Annotated in this window: 16 protein-coding genes; 1 reads left to right on the forward strand and 15 read right to left on the reverse strand. The window is 54.4% G+C overall.

Going from position 1 to position 13,850, the window contains the following annotated elements; all coding sequences use genetic code 11:
- Positions 1 to 29: 29 nt before the first annotated feature.
- Together NMUL_RS04260 and NMUL_RS04265 are read right to left on the reverse strand one after the other, a co-directional pair.
- Positions 30 to 1,736, reverse strand: coding sequence for a multiheme c-type cytochrome (locus NMUL_RS04260; RefSeq protein ID WP_238529862.1), 1,707 nt, complete (start codon positions 1,734 to 1,736; stop codon positions 30 to 32).
- A 286-nt stretch (positions 1,737 to 2,022) separates the two neighbouring features.
- Positions 2,023 to 2,772: a Nif3-like dinuclear metal center hexameric protein gene (locus NMUL_RS04265; RefSeq protein ID WP_011380161.1), complete on the reverse strand. Its 750-nt coding sequence runs from the start codon at positions 2,770 to 2,772 to the stop codon at positions 2,023 to 2,025.
- Positions 2,773 to 2,851: 79 nt separating this feature from the next.
- Here NMUL_RS04265 and NMUL_RS04270 point away from each other — a divergent pair, with 79 nt between their 5' ends.
- The gene (locus NMUL_RS04270; protein WP_011380162.1) at positions 2,852 to 4,048 is read left to right on the forward strand and encodes a S1C family serine protease; all 1,197 of its coding nucleotides are present in this window, start codon (positions 2,852 to 2,854) and stop codon (positions 4,046 to 4,048) included.
- Positions 4,049 to 4,136: 88 nt separating this feature from the next.
- Here NMUL_RS04270 and tatC read toward each other — a convergent pair whose 3' ends face one another.
- The 13 genes from tatC to hisG all read right to left on the reverse strand — a co-directional run bounded on the left by tatC (position 4,137) and on the right by hisG (position 13,559).
- On the reverse strand, positions 4,137 to 4,937 hold the full coding sequence (gene tatC, locus NMUL_RS04275; RefSeq protein ID WP_011380163.1) for a twin-arginine translocase subunit TatC: 801 nt from the start codon (positions 4,935 to 4,937) through the stop codon (positions 4,137 to 4,139).
- Positions 4,938 to 5,064: 127 nt separating this feature from the next.
- Complete coding sequence (gene tatB, locus NMUL_RS04280) at positions 5,065 to 5,508, reverse strand: Sec-independent protein translocase protein TatB (RefSeq protein ID WP_011380164.1); 444 nt, start codon at positions 5,506 to 5,508, stop codon at positions 5,065 to 5,067.
- Positions 5,509 to 5,597: 89 nt separating this feature from the next.
- Complete coding sequence (gene tatA / locus NMUL_RS04285; protein WP_011380165.1) at positions 5,598 to 5,822, reverse strand: Sec-independent protein translocase subunit TatA; 225 nt, start codon at positions 5,820 to 5,822, stop codon at positions 5,598 to 5,600.
- A gap of 37 nt (positions 5,823 to 5,859) precedes the next feature.
- Positions 5,860 to 6,213, reverse strand: coding sequence for a histidine triad nucleotide-binding protein (locus NMUL_RS04290; protein ID WP_011380166.1), 354 nt, complete (start codon positions 6,211 to 6,213; stop codon positions 5,860 to 5,862).
- A complete protein-coding gene (locus NMUL_RS04295) occupies positions 6,214 to 6,579 on the reverse strand; it encodes a phosphoribosyl-ATP diphosphatase (protein WP_011380167.1) in 366 nt (121 codons plus the stop codon). It abuts the gene before it with no gap.
- Entirely contained in the window at positions 6,576 to 6,968 is a 393-nt protein-coding gene (hisI, locus tag NMUL_RS04300; protein WP_011380168.1) for a phosphoribosyl-AMP cyclohydrolase, read from the reverse strand. Before hisI ends, NMUL_RS04295 begins: the two co-directional genes overlap by 4 nt.
- Before the next feature lie 31 nt (positions 6,969 to 6,999).
- On the reverse strand, positions 7,000 to 7,758 hold the full coding sequence (hisF, locus tag NMUL_RS04305; protein WP_011380169.1) for an imidazole glycerol phosphate synthase subunit HisF: 759 nt from the start codon (positions 7,756 to 7,758) through the stop codon (positions 7,000 to 7,002).
- A 233-nt stretch (positions 7,759 to 7,991) separates the two neighbouring features.
- Positions 7,992 to 8,765, reverse strand: a complete 774-nt coding sequence (gene hisA, locus NMUL_RS04315; RefSeq protein ID WP_011380170.1) for a 1-(5-phosphoribosyl)-5-[(5-phosphoribosylamino)methylideneamino]imidazole-4-carboxamide isomerase — start codon at positions 8,763 to 8,765, stop codon at positions 7,992 to 7,994.
- Positions 8,766 to 8,829: 64 nt separating this feature from the next.
- Positions 8,830 to 9,468, reverse strand: coding sequence for an imidazole glycerol phosphate synthase subunit HisH (gene hisH / locus NMUL_RS04320; protein ID WP_011380171.1), 639 nt, complete (start codon positions 9,466 to 9,468; stop codon positions 8,830 to 8,832).
- Between the two features lie 23 nt (positions 9,469 to 9,491).
- Positions 9,492 to 10,079: an imidazoleglycerol-phosphate dehydratase HisB gene (gene hisB, locus NMUL_RS04325; RefSeq protein ID WP_011380172.1), complete on the reverse strand. Its 588-nt coding sequence runs from the start codon at positions 10,077 to 10,079 to the stop codon at positions 9,492 to 9,494.
- A 57-nt stretch (positions 10,080 to 10,136) separates the two neighbouring features.
- Positions 10,137 to 11,243: a histidinol-phosphate transaminase gene (gene hisC, locus NMUL_RS04330; RefSeq protein ID WP_011380173.1), complete on the reverse strand. Its 1,107-nt coding sequence runs from the start codon at positions 11,241 to 11,243 to the stop codon at positions 10,137 to 10,139.
- 250 nt (positions 11,244 to 11,493) lie between these two features.
- Positions 11,494 to 12,816 (reverse strand): histidinol dehydrogenase, encoded by a 1,323-nt coding sequence (gene hisD / locus NMUL_RS04335; protein WP_011380174.1) that lies wholly within the window; start codon positions 12,814 to 12,816, stop codon positions 11,494 to 11,496.
- 59 nt (positions 12,817 to 12,875) lie between these two features.
- Positions 12,876 to 13,559, reverse strand: coding sequence for an ATP phosphoribosyltransferase (hisG, locus tag NMUL_RS04340; protein WP_011380175.1), 684 nt, complete (start codon positions 13,557 to 13,559; stop codon positions 12,876 to 12,878).
- Between the last annotated feature and the right edge of the window lie 291 nt (positions 13,560 to 13,850).

The following is a 13,850-nucleotide window of genomic DNA, read 5'->3' on the forward strand; positions in this document are numbered from 1 at the left end:
TGTTATCTAACCTTCAGTGCTGATAGTGCTTACTGACGCTCGCTTTTCTCGCGCCGGCGCCAGCCTGCCAGGGCAAGCGTGCCAGCTAGCAGCATGCCGCCACCCAGACCGCCAAGCGAGAGCTTCTCGCTGCTGTCAAGGTCGAACAGGCTTGCCTTGCGCTTGGCCTCGAGCTTCGCTACCTTCGCCTGCAACGCCGCCATTTCACGGATCTTGGTGTTCTCGTCCATGACTTCGACGTAGTCGCGGTTCATCGGGCCCCAGCCTTCGGTATAGGTCCAGCCGCCCGGGTTGACGTGCGCCAGCCCTACGTGCAGTTTGGGAAGGTTGTTCTCTCCCATTTCCAGTACCTTGAGCTCGATCGCAGCAGGGTTGTTGTCCTTGCTCCAGTAGAGCTGGGTGAAGCCTGCGAACATTTCCTTGTCGGGCGGCAGCGGCGTCGGACGGTTGGTCTTCTGGCCGGTCAGCAGCCCTTCCTTGTAGAGCTTCTCAGCCACCGCGTGCGCTTCCTTGTACTTGGCGATGCCGTGCAGCGTGCCCTTGTCCATGAATTCAAGATAGGAGCGGGCAAAACGCTCGGAGTGGCAGGAGGTGCAGGTCTTGACCCAGGAGTCAAGCCGCGCTTCCGACCATTCGCTGTTGATGTTCTCGGCTATGCCGGGAACCGCAGGGTAGTTGGCCCAGCGTATCTTCCTCACGACGTTGTGGCTGTACTTGCCTTCATATTCGAAGTGGCAGCCGGCACAGGTGGGCGCAGTCTGCCCGCCCTTGGTGTAGGCGTCCTTGAGCGGCGCGTTCCAGTTCCACTTGTCCCCCATGATCGCTACGGTCTTGCCGTGCTTGCTCATGGAGTAGGCTTCCCAGTTGTTGTGGTCTACCCCGCTGTGGCAGGTGGCGCATGCTTCAGGATGACGCGACTCGGCAGCAGAGAATTCGTGCCGCGTGTGGCAGGAGTCGCATTTGTTCTGGTTGGTGTGGCACATGCTGCAGCCTTCGGCAATCTCGCGCTGCGGCATGGAGGCAAATACCGCTACTTCTACGTTGGCCTTCCAGTCCAGCGAGTGCGAGGGGCGTCCCTGCGGCCATTGCTTGTTCGGCCATACCAGCGTGTCGCGCTCGGATTCGCGTTCGGCAAATTCCTGCAGGTGGCAGGTGCCGCATACGTCCGCCGTCGGCATCCGCAGATCCTTCATGTGGTCTGCCTTGTCCTTCTTGTTGATGTCAACGTGACAGTCGATGCATCCTACTTCCTTGAGCTTGTCGTTGGCCCCAAGCTTGCCCATCGAGCGAAGATTCTTCTCCACGTCTTCAAGCTTCGCCTTCTTGTAGTACGTCGGGTCTTCAGGCTTCAGGTTCCGGATCTTGTCCAGGTTCGCGTGCGTGCTCCGCTTCCACGCACTCACCCATACCGGCGATTCGTCCGTGTGGCATTTGACGCATTCCTCACGCGCCGCTACTTCCTTCATCGAGGTCGGCGGCTTGTAGTACGAGGCAGGGTCAAAGTACATGCTCATCGGGATCGGCTCCCAGTACTTCGCCAGCGTGCCGCGCCCCGCTCCCTGCGCAGGATCCTTGTATCGCTTCACCAGCGCCGAATGCAGTTCCTTCGGCGAGGCCGACTGCTCCAGCTTCAGCGCCTTATACGTCTCTTTGGGAACGCTGGGAAAGTTAGCCCACGTGGCGCCCGCAAACAGCACCCCACACGCAAGCGTAACCAGCCTCAGCCAAGGCTTCATTAACATCTGCTTCTCTCCTTTACTCCGTAATGATGTTGTTGTGTCTGAACCTGCAATTCCTGCCTGCTGCTGCTTGGAAATACGTCAAATCCATTAAAACTGGCGGATTTCCGGCCGGAATACCCCTAGCGACTTTAAAATTATTGTGGTCATACTGTATCGCTGGTTCATATAAACCGGTAGCACCAGTAGGGAGACTCTTTCTGGTGCCACTGAAAGCCCTTTTGAGGGAGAATATTCACCCACAAGTCTCGAACAACCTTCCCGATTTGCTTTTTCACACACTTCATACAGGATTGTCGATGTCGATATACTGGTGGCTGATGCCGAATTTTTCAGAAATGTGCTCTCCCAGGGCTTGCACGCCATATCGCTCGGTGGCGTGATGTCCCGCTGAAATAAAAGCAACGCTAGACTCGCGTGCAAGATGTACGGTTCGTTCTGAAATTTCCCCGGTGATGAACACGTCTGCGCCAAGGTCGATGGCGTCACCGAAATAATCCTGAGCGGCGCCGGTACACCACGCCACCCGTTTTACCAGCCGCGCGTCATCGCCGATCACCAGCGGGGTACGGGAAAGCGCTTGTTCTACACTTACCCGTAATTCTTTCAGATTCGATACGTTCGATGGCAAGCTTCCAAACATGCCGATACCTTGATCCCCGAAACGACTGGTTTCGCATAAACCCAGTTTGTGGGCCAACTGTGCATTGTTGCCCAGTTCGGGATGAGCATCCAACGGTAGATGATAGGAGAGCAAGCTGATGTCGTGTGCCAGCAGCAGGGCAATGCGCTGCCGCTTCATTCCGGTCAGACAGGGATTCTCACCGCGCCAGAAATAGCCGTGATGTACCAGAATCGCATCGGCCCGAGCCGCGATGGCAGCGTCGATAAAATCGAGCGACGCTGTTACGCCGCTTACCAGTCGCCGCACTTCGCGTCGCCCTTCCACTTGCAGCCCGTTTGGGCAATAATCATGAAATTTTGCGATATCGAGTAATCGGTTCAAATAGGCTTCGAGCTCATTCACTTGCATTGCTGCTCACCCGGTCGCATTCGTCTATGATTTAAAATCAATGCTGCTATTTTATCCCTGATTCCACATCTCTCAATCTATGCACAAGCTCTGGCTAGTTTTCGCGCAAGCTACCACGATAGTTCTGGCAGCCCTGTTTGTCGTTTCGACTTTACGCCCGGGTCTATTACCCTGGCAATCCGGAGATGGCGGTGTCGTAACCATAAAGGAAGCTCCGGTTGACAAGTCACACAAGGCAGAGGTCGAGCCTGCCCCTGGGAGCTTCAGTAGCGCGGCGAAAAAGGCCATGCCCTCCGTGGTGAATGTATTCACCACCAAGGAAATCAAGGCTGCCCCCCATCCCTTCATGGAGGATCCTTTCTTCCGGCGTTTCTTCGGAGATCGTTTCGAATCCCCTCAGAGCCGCCGCGCCGCCAGCCTGGGATCCGGGGTGATCGTGAGTCCGCAGGGATATATCCTTACGAACCATCATGTCATTGAAGCGGCGGATGAAATCGAGATTGCGCTGGCGGACGGGAGAAAAACGAAAGCGCGGGTCATCGGCTCCGATCCCGAAACCGATCTTGCAGTGGTAAGAGTGGATATGGAAGGACTTCCGGCCATCACTTTCGGATACTCCGACAATGCCCTGGTCGGCGATATTGTCCTTGCGATCGGTAATCCTTTCGGTGTGGGCCAGACGGTAACGATGGGGATTATCAGCGCACTCGGACGAACCCATCTGGGTATCAACACCTTCGAAAATTTCATTCAGACCGATGCTGCCATCAATCCGGGAAATTCTGGCGGTGCACTGGTGGATGCGTCGGGTAACCTCATCGGCATCAATACCGCCATAGTCTCCAGAACGGGAGGATCACTTGGGATAGGCTTTGCCATTACAGCAGGGGTAGCCAAGCAGATCATGGAGCAGATTATCCGGACAGGGGGCGTGACCCGTGGCTGGATCGGCGTGGAAGTACAGGATATGACGCCGGAACTTGCGGAGTCGTTCAAGCGCTCGACTACCAGCGGGGCGTTGATTGCAGGTGTGCTCAAGGGAGGACCTGCGGATCGTGCCGGAGTGAAGCCGGGTGACATTATTGTAGGAGTGGGAGGAAAAGAGGTAACGGATTCATCCGGCATGCTCAATCTGGTAGCGGCATTACCTCCCGGAAACATGGCGACCATTACAGTCATGCGTAACCAGAACAAGAAGGCAATCGAGATCAATGTTGGAAAACGTCCCAAGCCTCAGCCTCAGGAGCAGTTTCAGGAGCCCGAGGAGCTGGAATAAAAGCGGTTGTGGAAGAGGACGCAGTGACTATGGCATGAGATTGGAAATTATCTGAGCGAAAACGCGCTGTTTTTCCCCAGGCAATAACTCAGCTCCTCTTTCCTTCCTCTGTTCCGGTCTGGTCGGAAGGGGAATTCGTATCAGGACCGCCCGCTGGCTGATAAACGGCCAAAGTTTCCGAACGCCCGATGATTCCTGCAGCCAATATCCCGAGTTCATATAGCAGGTAGAGCGGCACCGCCAGCATGAATTGGGAAACAACATCCGGAGGCGTAAATATCGCGCCAACGACAAAAGCGCCGACAAGAACATAGCGGCGCATCGCTTTCAGCTTTTCAATGGTAACAAGGCCTATCCGAACCAGTATCACAACGAATATGGGTACTTCGAATGTGATGCCGAACGCGATGAACATGGTCAGCACAAAATCCAGGTATTTGCTGATGTCTGTCATCACTGCCACACCTTCCGGCGCGAAATGGGTAATGAATTCGAACACCAGTGGAAGGACGGCAAAATAGGCAAAAGCCATGCCGCACCCGAACAGAATGCTGCTCACCAGCACCAGGGGCAGTACCAGGCGCTTTTCGTGGGAATACAATCCGGGGGCGACGAATGCCCATATCTGGTAGAGAGTATGGGGCAGGGTAATGATAAAGGCAGCCATCATGGCCACTTTCATGGGTACAAAGAAGGGCGTAACCACTTCCGTCGCGATCATCTGCCCCCCTTGAGGGAGTTTCTCGAGCAAAGGCTGCGCTAATAAAGAATAAAGCTCACGGGCATAGTAGGCGCAGGGCAAGAAGCCGAGCAGAATACCTGCACACGCCCGAAGCAGCCGGGCCCGCAGTTCGACCAGGTGCGAGATAAATGTTTCGTCGGCACTCATGTGATGGAAGGTGGGCGGAAAAGGTTAGACCGATCCCCTTATACCGACTGTCGATAGTGAAGTACAGCGGGGATGAGGTATAAGCATGCGTCCAGTCGACTCCTGAGCATTCTTCCGGGAGGCGGAATTATTCAGCAGTTTCGCGCTCGCGATTTACACCGGGTCCGGCTGGGTCGGAATTCTTCGTAGATTGCACCGGCGGCGGAGCAGGTTCGGCCGGGGCCGGGGAGGAATTTTGTGGGGGTGAAGATTCTCCCGCCGGGGCTGTAGTAGGGGGAGGCATAGCGGAAGCTTCAGCACCTGCCTCTACCGTTTCCCGAAACTTATCCAGCTCGGTATGTACCGAATTTTCGATTGAACGACCCGTTTCCTCCACTGAGGCTTTCCATTTTTTCAGTTCGTCCAACTCGATTTCACGCTGGATGTCGCTTTTGACATCGTTGACATAGCGCTGTGCCCACCCGAACACATGCCCTAGCGTACGCGCCACCTTAGGGAGCCGTTCCGGCCCGATCACGATCAGTGCGACTGCCGCGATGACCAGAATTTCCGAGAAACTGATATCGAACATTTTGGCAAGAATAAGACCGGATCAAGCGATCGATAGCGACCGCGTCACTTCTCGCTTGCCGAGTCGCCGGTTGTCGCCGCTATCGGTATTCAGGATTTCGACTGAGCCTTATCTTTGATATCGGCATCGATAATCCGGGCCTCGGTGTGATTATGCGCGGATATCTCCTCTTCATCCGCGCTTTTTACACCTTCGCGGAAGCCCTTCACCGCCCCGCCCAGATCGCTTCCCAGATTACGGAGTTTTTTGGTACCGAATACCAGAACAACGATCAGCAGAACGATCAGCCAATGCCAGATGCTGAATGATCCCATTATTCCTCCTTTATCCCTTATCCTTTGCTCATTACCTTTATTTCCCGCGAGCAATCATTCCCGGCAGGCGTTCCATGCCACCGATGATGTGGATGTGCAGGTGATGTACTTCTTGGCCGCCTACTCGTCCAGTATTGATTACCGTACGAAAACCATCCGTACAACCTTGTTCCCTTGCCAGCTTGGGCACCAGTACCATCATCTCACCGAGCAAGGCGCTATGGGCATTTTCCACATCGGCAAGCGAGTTGATGTGCAGTTTGGGTATCAGCATGAAGTGTACCGGGGCCGCCGGGTGGATATCATGGAATGCATAAACGCGGGCATCCTCATACACTTTCTCGCTCGGAATTTCTCCTCGCACAATCTTGCAAAAAATACAACTGTCCATTTACTTATCCTGATTCATCCTGCCGATTCCGTTATCTGCCAGTCCTGCTTTGCGGGCAGCTTTTTCATCAATTCCTGAAACCCCTTCCCGCCGGCGTAACTCATCCAGCACATCCCCCAGCTTCAGATTATGATGAGCCAGTAACACCAGGCAATGAAACCAAAGATCCGCCGTCTCGCGCACTACGTGCGTGCTATCCCCATCTTTCGATGCCAGCAGAACCTCCGCTGATTCTTCCGCAATCTTTTTCAGAATCTTGTCCCGTCCGTCATGCAGCAGCTTCGCCACATAAGAAGCATGGGGATCAGACTGTTTACGTGCCTCTATGGTCTCGGCAAGGCGAAAAAGAATATCGGGATCGCTCATCGCTGCCCGTAGATCTCTTCGGGATTCTTGATGACGGGTTCGGTCACCAACCACTGGTCCTGTTCCAGTTTTTTGAAAAAGCAATGATGCCTGCCGGTATGACAAGCGACCCCCCCGACTTGTTCCACTACCAGCAGCAGGACGTCCTCATCACAATCCAGCCGGATTTCTTTTACTTTCTGCACATGCCCGGATTCTTCACCTTTATGCCAGAGTTTTTTGCGCGAGCGTGACCAGTAATGGGCCTCCCCCGTTTGCGCAGTAAGTCTCAATGCCTCGGGATTCATCCAGGCTACCATCAGTACCTTATTGCTGATGGCATCCTGTGTCACGACCGGCACTAATCCGTCCGCAGACCAGTTTACTTTGTTGAGCCATGTATCAGACATGAATATGCCGGAGTTTGATTCGATCCTGTTACTATAGTCGTACTTCAATACCATGCTGTGACATATATTCCTTGGCCTGGCGAACGGTATATTCGCCATAGTGGAAAACGCTCGCAGCCAGCACAGCATCGGCATGACCTTCCACGACTCCATCAACCAGATGCTGCAGATTGCCTACACCGCCGCTCGCAATCACCGGTACATCCACCGCATCTGACACCGCGCGGGTCAGCGCCAGATCGAACCCATCCCGGGTACCGTCTCTGTCCATACTGGTCAGCAATATTTCTCCAGCTCCGAGAGATTGCATTTTCTTAGCCCATTCGATTGCATCGAGTCCGGTAGGCTTGCGGCCCCCGTGCGTGAATACTTCCCATCCTTGTCCCGCACGCTTGGCGTCTATCGCCACGACAATGCATTGAGAGCCATAACGCCCCGCCGCATCAGCCACCAGTTGGGGGTTTTGTATGGCCGAAGTGTTGATGCTTACCTTATCAGCTCCTGCATTCAGGAGACGGCGCACATCTTCCACCTTGCGAACACCGCCTCCTACCGTCAACGGGATGAATACCTGGGCTGCCACTTCTTCGATGATATGAAGAATCAGATCACGGTCATCGGAACTCGCGGTAATATCGAGGAAAGTCAGCTCATCCGCTCCCTGATCATCATAGCGGCGCGCTATTTCGATGGGATCTCCCGCATCTCGAAGTGAGACAAATTTGACTCCCTTGACAACACGTCCGTTCGTAACGTCAAGACAGGGAATGATACGCTTGGCAAGACCCATAGACACCTCTGGATACCGCTAAAAACCGCAAAGTTTGTAGGTTTCCGCTATGCGGATTATCTGTTTTTGTCCCTCCTTGCGCTCTGGGGTCGCAAGGAGGTCGAAGAGTTCGAATTTGTAGAGGTAACCGCAAGACTCGGGCTTTCCGTAAGGGAGTTGTAGTGATAGAAAAAAGAATAATCCGAGTCGGGAACCGCTCCAGCCTGTATGGCTGGACGAGATGGGATGTTTCATCAAAAGAGAATTGTCGTATCCCTGGGGCTTGATTGGGTGCTTAGCTCATCCGCCAGCTCCTGGGCTACCTTGAAGTCGAGCGTCCCTTCATAAATGGCGCGTCCCGTTATTGCACCTGCAATACCTTCCGGTTCCATCTCGCACAGTGCCTTGACGTCATCAAGGCTGCTCACGCCGCCACTGGCAATGACGGGAATCGTCAGCGCCCTGGCCAGCTCCAGGGTCGCCTTCAGATTGACACCGCTCAACATGCCATCGCGCCCGATATCGGTATAGATGATTGCCTCCACGCCATAGTCTTCGAATTTTTTCGCAAGATCCACCACGTCATGCCCCGTCACCTTGGACCAGCCATTGACCGCCACCTTGCCGTCCTTTGCATCCAGCCCGACCATGATATGACCTGGAAAAGCATTGCACGCGTCGTGCAGGAATCCGGGGGTTTTTACTGCGGCTGTGCCGATGATGATGTAGGTAATACCGTCATCGAGGTAACGTTCGATGGTTTCCAGATCACGTATGCCGCCGCCGAGTTGAGTCGGAATCTCATCCCCGATGGCATCTACGATGTCGCGGATTGCCAGCTCGTTCTTCGGTTTGCCCGCAAACGCGCCATTCAGGTCTACCAGATGCAGTCTTCTGGCGCCTTGATCCAGCCAATGCCTGGCCATGGCAGCAGGATCTTCAGAAAATACAGTAACGTTTTCCATCACACCCTGTTTCAGCCGTACACAGTGACCGTCTTTCAAATCTATAGCGGGAATGATAAGCATTTTGAATCAGGATAAAAATGAATTGAGTTTCAGAATTCGTAGCGCGCAAACCTTCTAACGTTTCTCAAACGGGCTTCCAGCGGACAAAGTTACCGAGGAGCGTCAGGCCGGCCGCGTGGCTCTTTTCGGGGTGGAACTGTACGGCAAAAATGTTATCTTTCGCCACCGCACAAGTAAAAGAAAAGGGGTAAGCACTGTGACCCGCCGAATCGGCGTCAGCGGGTTCGACATAGTAGCTGTGCACGAAATAAAAGCGCGAATCATTGGCAATGTTTTTCCAGAGGGAATGCCCGACCGACTGATGGACCTGATTCCAACCCATGTGCGGCACCTTGAGTTTCTGCCCTTTTTCATCTTTCATCGCACTTGCGGGAAAACGCTTTACCCTTCCCGGCACGATACCGAGCCCGGAGACATTGCCCTCCTCGCTGCTGTCGAACAGCATTTGCAGGCCGATGCAGATACCCAGGAATGGTTTGTTGGCGGCTGCGTCCCGCACGGCTTCGCGCAATCCGAGCCGGTCCAGTTCACGCAGGCAGTCCGGCATGGCGCCCTGCCCGGGAACGACCACGCGCTCCGCTTTCCGCACTACTTCAGGGTTATTGGTGACAGCGATGACAGCCTCGGGGGCGACATGTTCCAGTGCTTTGGCTACGGAACGCAGGTTTCCCATGCCGTAGTCAACAATTGCAATATCAGTCATACCGCATCTATGAGTGTGGGAAATTACAGAGTGCCTTTGGTGGAGGGTATTGCACCCGCTGCCCGCGGATCGGCTTCCACCGCCATGCGCAGCGCGCGCCCGAACGCCTTGAATATGGTTTCCGCCTGGTGATGCGCATTTGTGCCCGATAAGTTGTCGATATGCAGGGTAACCATGGCGTGGTTGACAAAACCCCGGAAAAATTCGCTGATGAGATCGACATCGAATTCCCCGATACGCGCCCGCACAAACTCGACATTGAACTCCATTCCGGGGCGGCCGGATAGATCGATCACCACCCGGGAGAGGGCTTCGTCCAGGGGCACGTAGGAATGGCCGTAGCGGCGCAAGCCGCTCTTGGTTCCAACCGCCTGGGTGAATGCCTGCCCAAAAGTGATGCCGATATCTTCCACCGTGTGGTGAGCGTCGATATGCAAATCTCCCTCGGCTGAAACCTCGAGATCGATCATTCCGTGACGCGCAACCTGGTCCAGCATATGATCGAGAAACGGTACCCCTGTAGCCAGAACCGCCTTTCCGCTTCCATCGAGATTGACTTTGATGTTGATGCGGGTTTCCAGCGTATTACGGTTGACCTGAGCGTGACGCATGCGAGGAATCAGGTGAAATAAATCGAATAAAACTGCAATAAAAATGGGGATAGGGCGTCAGGCTTTCGCTTCAACCTTCACGAGCAAAGTTTGCAGGACCTCCAGAAACTGCGCATTTTCATCCGGCATTCCCACGGTCACCCGCAAGCAGTTTTTGAGCAATGGGTGAGCGCCGTCCAGATTTTTGACCAATATGCCACGTTGTTTGAGTTCCTGAAATACCTGGGTTGCCTTATGATCCTGGTTCAGGCGAAACAGGATGAAATTCGCATCCGTCGGAAAAACCTCGATACCTTCCAATTCCGCCAGCCGCCTGCTCATCGATGAACGTTCAAGCTTGATGGCTGCCGCCTGTTGCAGCAGGACATCACGGTGCTGCAGTAATTTCTCTGCAATCCGTTGAGTAACGATTCCTACATTATACGGCAGCCGCAATTTTTCCAGCTGTCTTAGCCATTCGGGTTTTCCCGCCAGCAAGCCCAGCCTCAAGCCGGCCATTCCCAGCTTCGAAAGTGTGCGCATCAGCAACAGATTGGGATGATGCGCGAGCTTGTCCATGAAACTCGCATCGGCGAAGGCATGGTAAGCCTCATCGACGACCACCACGCCCGGGGCAGCGTCAATAATACGTGAGATTTCAACGGCGTCAAACAGGTTACCTGTAGGGTTATTGGGATAGGCGATAAAAATGACCGCAGGCTGGTATCGCGCAATTGCGGCAAGCATTGCCTCCGCGTCGAGTGAAAAATCGGGATGTAATGGGACACCCACATAATTCATCGAAGCAAAAGTGGCAATCATGCGAAACATGACGAATGCAGGCTCCACGCTCATCAATACCGCGCCGGGCTTCCCGCATGCTAAAGCAATAATCTGGATGATCTCATCCGAACCATTGCCGAGCATGATATCCATCCCGTCCGGGATGCTCAATGCCTCGCGTAACGCCGCTTTGAGCGCTGCTGCATCGGGGTCGGGGTAGCGATTGACCGGCGTCTCACCTGCAAGCTTCGCAATTTCATCGCGCAATTCCGGGGGAAGCGGGTAAGGGTTTTCCATCGCATCCAGCTTTATCATTCCGCATGCGGGAGGCACGTGGTAAGCGGAAAGCGCGAGAATTTCGGGGCGAATGATCTGATCGGGGGAAAAAGGCATAACAGCCAATTCTACCTCATGGTCGAGTTAATTACCTCAGGTTTATTCATCCCCCCGCCGAGCCGGATGTCGATAGTTCCTTGAGCCTGGGCCGGTGGGATCATAGGGCGTTCACTACCTGATATCTCCTGCATCCGCTGAATGCAGCGCGGCTCGATCCATGCGCAAAATTCCCAGGATTTATCATAAGAATGGATTGTACGCTCTCGCCCGGCTTCCGGCTTTCCCGGCGGGGGAGAAGGAAATCCGGGAGAGGTCCTCAATTTTTTCCAAGGGCTATTTTTTTTGTGTAACGATATTCCGCTGACATTGCGTGTGCCTGCAGCCCTTCACCTTGGGCCAGGATAGAGGCAATGGCGCCCAATTTCGCTGATCCCTGCCCCGATACCTGAATAATGCTGCTGCGTTTCTGAAAATCGTATACTCCGAGTGGCGACGAAAAGCGTGCAGTACGGGAAGTGGGGAGGACGTGGTTGGGACCCGCGCAATAATCTCCCAGCGCTTCCGATGTATGGCGACCCAGAAAAATCGCACCCGCGTGTCTTATTTTTTCCACCCACTTTTCCGGCTGTTCTACTGATAACTCCAGATGTTCGGGCGCGATGCTGTTGGCGATCTCACAGGCTTCTTCCAGATCATGCACCTGAATCAAGGCGCTCCTGTTTTCGAGCGAAGTCCGGATTATCTCCTTGCGTGGCATCGTTTCCAGCTGCCGGACGATACTCGCTGCGACTGTTTCGATAAAATGAAGATCGGGTGACAGCAGGATTGCCTGCGCCAACTCGTCGTGCTCCGCCTGGGAAAACATGTCCATCGCAATCCAGTCCGGATTGGTTTTGCCATCGCAGATGATCAGAATTTCGGAAGGTCCCGCGAGCATATCGATCCCTACCACACCGAAAACATGCCGCTTGGCTGTTGCCACATAAGCGTTTCCCGGGCCGACGATCTTGTCCACTCGCGGCACGGTAGGGGTGCCATATGCCAGTGCGCCCACGGCTTGAGCGCCCCCTATGGTGAAAACCCGGTCAACCTCGCAAATGGCCGCAGCAGCGAGCACCAGGTCATTTACTTCGCCCTGTGGAGTGGGTGTCACCATGACAAGTTCGCCCACTCCTGCCACCTTGGCGGGAATTGCGTTCATCAGGACTGATGAAGGGTAGGCTGCCTTGCCGCCGGGAACATACAGACCGGCACGATCGAGAGGGGTGATTTTCTGCCCAAGGTGTGTTCCGTCAGGCTCCACGTAGCTCCAGGATTGCGTCAACTGTTTCTCATGATAGACGCGGACCCGTTCCGCAGCCTGCTCCAGGGCGTTACGTTGCTCGCCAGGCAGGTTATGAAGAGCTTGTTGCAGGCGATTTCGGGGCAATTCCAGATCCGCCGCCGATTTTGCATCCACGCGATCGAAACGGAGCGTGTATTCCAGCAAGGCTTTATCTCCCTCCGTCCTGATCTTCGCGAGAATATCTGCGACAGCAGCCTCCAGCTTTGCATCCTGGGTGTTTTCAAACGCCAGCAGTTCCGACAGCGCCTTATCGAACTCGGTATCGGCAGAAGACAATCTCTTTATCGAAATCATGAGGGGTAAGGAAAGGGATAAGGGATAAACGAGCGGGGCAGTTGCAGTTCCGAGCCCGCTCAGGGGGTTGCTCCAAGGGGGTAAGGAGATAGAGGTGTAAGGGGAGTAATCGCAGCCGAGAAGGCTTCCAGCATCGGTTGTATTGCGCGGCGTTTCAATTTCAACGCTGCCTGATTGATGATCAGTCGGGATGAGATCGGCATTATTTCTTCGACGGCCTTGAGATTGTTCGCTTTCAGCGTATTGCCGCTTGAAACCAGATCCACGATTGCGTCCGCCAATCCTACCAGGGGAGCAAGCTCCATGGATCCATAGAGCTTGATGAGATCGACATGCATTCCTTTTTCCGCAAAGTGTTCACGCGCCGTCTGTAGATACTTGGTAGCGACTCGCACTCGCGCGCCCCGCCGGACCGCAGATTCATAGTCAAAATCGCTGCGTACAGCCACCATCATGCGACAGCGGGCGATATTCAAATCGAGAGGCTGATAGAGCCCTGCGCCGCCATGCTCCAGCAGCACATCCTTTCCCGCGATGCCCATGTCTGCCGCGCCATATTGCACATAGGTCGGTACATCCGAAGCCCGTACGATGATGAGCCGCACGTCGTCGCGATTGGTGGCAAGGATCAGCTTGCGTGATGTTTCGGGGTCATCCAGCGGAATAATTCCCGCGGCTTTAAGCAGGGGTGCGGTATCGTCAAAAATCCGCCCCTTGGAAAGGGCGATGGTGATGCTCGTCATGAAGAATGCGCAAAGGCTGTATTTTACCGCAAAAGTCGTCGAGCCGGTTTGCCGACAATTCAAGGACGAATGACAATCCCGGAATTCCAGCAACGGGCTCCTGAAAACGACTTCGGGAAGCAGGAAAATGACGTCAGCAAGCCAGGATTTCCGGAGTTGCCGGACAGGATGAGATTCGGGCGAAGTGCCAGCGGACTTGCCGGGATTCAGCCCAGGATGGCCTTGTTCACAATTTCTTCACAAAATTACAACATTTGATTCACATATTCATAACGTATACTTCACATCAAC

Origin of the sequence: Nitrosospira multiformis ATCC 25196, from assembly GCF_000196355.1 — a bacterium.
GTDB lineage: Bacteria > Pseudomonadota > Gammaproteobacteria > Burkholderiales > Nitrosomonadaceae > Nitrosospira > Nitrosospira multiformis.